The organism is Caulobacter sp., from assembly GCF_049283275.1.
GTDB lineage: Bacteria > Pseudomonadota > Alphaproteobacteria > Caulobacterales > Caulobacteraceae > Caulobacter.
Genome location: NZ_JBAPVS010000297.1, coordinates 1 through 2,307, shown reverse-complemented (window position 1 = coordinate 2,307; position 2,307 = coordinate 1). Strand labels below are relative to the sequence as shown.

The 2,307-nt window shown below is 67.1% G+C and carries 3 protein-coding genes; all 3 read right to left on the bottom strand.

The annotated features are described in order from the left end of the window. A partial coding sequence (locus WAL33_RS17000; protein WP_422182705.1) for a translation initiation factor IF-2 associated domain-containing protein occupies positions 1 to 291 on the bottom strand: 291 nt, incomplete at its 3' end. Between the two features lie 190 nt (positions 292 to 481). Next, positions 482 to 1,147, bottom strand: coding sequence for an RNA-binding protein (locus tag WAL33_RS16995; protein ID WP_422182704.1), 666 nt, complete (start codon positions 1,145 to 1,147; stop codon positions 482 to 484). Between the two features lie 53 nt (positions 1,148 to 1,200). Then, positions 1,201 to 2,307 (bottom strand): transcription termination factor NusA (gene nusA / locus WAL33_RS16990; RefSeq protein ID WP_422182703.1); only part of this gene is annotated, 1,107 nt, incomplete at its 5' end.

The following is a 2,307-nucleotide window of genomic DNA, read 5'->3' as shown; positions in this document are numbered from 1 at the left end:
CTGCGACAGACCACCGGCCGAACCGCCGCCACCGCCGCCGCCTTGCGACGACTGCGGACGCGGGGCGTCGCCTTGGCGACGCTCGGCCGAGGACGGCGCGGCGAGATTGCCGGCCGGCGGCACGTGCGGACGCACGCGCTTGGTTTCAACCACCACCGTCTTGGTGCGGCCGTGGCTGAAGCTCTGCTTCACGACGCCGGCGCTGACAGACCCTTGACGGGGCTTCAGCGTGATGGGCGCTCGCCCGCCGGGGTTGGAACCAGGCCGACCGTTATCGTTCTCGTCGCTCATGCGCTCGCTTGTACTTCCGCCGGCGGGGGCCGGCCAAAAACCGTTTGATCCATGCGAGAAAGGGGCCTGGACGTACTTTCCGAAGAAAGCGCGTTTCCCGACCCTTCGCTCAGGAGCGGATCACGCTCCTCATTTCAAGTTCCAGACCTCTGTCGCCGACGAATGGAAGCCATTCGTCGAGGCCAGGGGCCTAGGGCTCCTCGCGCCAACTCGCCGACCAACTCGAGGGAAGGAGTGGGCGGAAGCCTGATAACCGCTCGACGTCCAAAGTCCAGCGATCAGTGCCGCGCCCGGCAAGAAGCGCCGTGTGTATCACATTCTCCCCGCCCAAGGCCAAACCCAATTCGTCCGAGCTGAACATCCCGCAGATTTTGGGGCTGTTCGGGGCCTTGTGGACCGCGGTGAGAATCTTTCGGCGACCGTCAGCAGCGCCGTCGGACGCTTCGATCAACCAGGCGGTCTTTCCCGAGGCCAGGGCCGCGGAGACCTTTTCGAAGCCTGAGATAATCGTTCCGCCGCGCCGTGCAAGCCCCAGTCCGTCCAGAACCCGCTTGGTCAGCAGACGTTCCACCTGGTCGGCCAGATCGGCCGGCGCGGTCAGCTTGGTCTTGGCCGAACGCGAGAACAGACCCTTCTTGGCGGCGATAGTCACCGCCTCGCGGGTGGCGTCCACCCACATGCCTCGGCCGGGCAGCTTGCGCGCCACGTCGGGGACCACAGCCCCGTCGGGTCCGACCACGAACCGCACCAGGCGCGCCTCATCCGTCGCCTCGCCCAGGACGATGTCCTTGCGCAAGCGATTGGCTTCGGCGTGGGTCTTGGCCACGGGGGTATGGGGCGCGTCGGCGTCGGTCATGGGGCTCAAAAAGGCGCCGGGCCTCCCACTTTCATGAGAGGCCCGGGCTTGGATCAGTCTTCCTTGGCGTCTTCGGCGTCTTCAGCCGGTTCGTCTTCGACGATGTCTTCTTCCGAGGCCTCGGCCGGCGCCTCGCCCGCCTCTTCCTCGAACTCGACCTCTTCCTCGACATATTCCGGTTCCGGCGGAGCCTCGACCCAGCCCATGACGACGCGAGCGCGCATGATCAGCGCCTCGGCGTCTTCCGGCGACAGGTTGAAGCTGTCCAGGATGCCGGCTTCGCGCGTGCGCTCGCCGTCCTTGGTCTCGAACCAGCCGCGCAGGTCGTCGGGGATCAGGCCGGCCAGGTCCTCGACCGTCTTGACGTCGCCTTCGCCCAGGGCCACGGCCACCGGCAGGGTGACGCCCTCGATCTCCAGCAGGCCGTCCTCGACGCCCAGCTCCAGACGCTTGGCGTCCAGGGCGGCGGTTTCCTTTTCCAGGAATTCGCGGGCGCGGGTCTGCAGTTCGTCGGCGGTCTCGTCGTCGAAGCCCTCGATGGCCGCGATCTCGTGCGGCTCGACATAGGCGACGTCCTCGACGGTCGTGAAGCCTTCGGTGACCAGCAGCTGGGCGATCACCTCGTCGACGTCCAGGGCTTCCTGGAACAGGGCCGTGGCCTCGGCGAACTGCTTTTGACGGCGCTCGCTCTCCTGGGTTTCCGTCATGATGTCGATCTGCCAGCCGGTCAGCTGGGAGGCCAGGCGCACGTTCTGACCGCGGCGGCCGATGGCCAGCGACAGCTGCTCGTCGGGCACCACCACTTCGACGCGCTCGTCTTCCTCGTCCATGACGACCTTGGAGACTTCGGCGGGGGCCAGGGCGTTGACGATGAAGGTCGCCTCGTCCTCGGACCACTGGATGATGTCGATCTTCTCGCCCTGCAGTTCGGCCACCACCGCCTGCACGCGCGAGCCGCGCATGCCGACGCAGGCGCCGACGGGGTCGATGCTGCTGTCGTTGGAGATCACGGCCATCTTAGCGCGCGAACCCGGGTCGCGGGCCACGGCGCGGATCTCGATGACGCCGTCATAGACTTCCGGCACTTCCTGCGCGAACAGCTTGGCCATGAAGCCGCCGTGGGCGCGCGACAGCATGATCTGCGGGCCCTTGGTCTCGCG

Bases quoted from the DNA above. Each gene is read 5' to 3' on its own strand.
- WAL33_RS16995 (WP_422182704.1), bottom strand. From the start codon at position 1,147: ATGACCGACGCCGACGCGCCCCATACCCCCGTGGCCAAGACCCACGCC.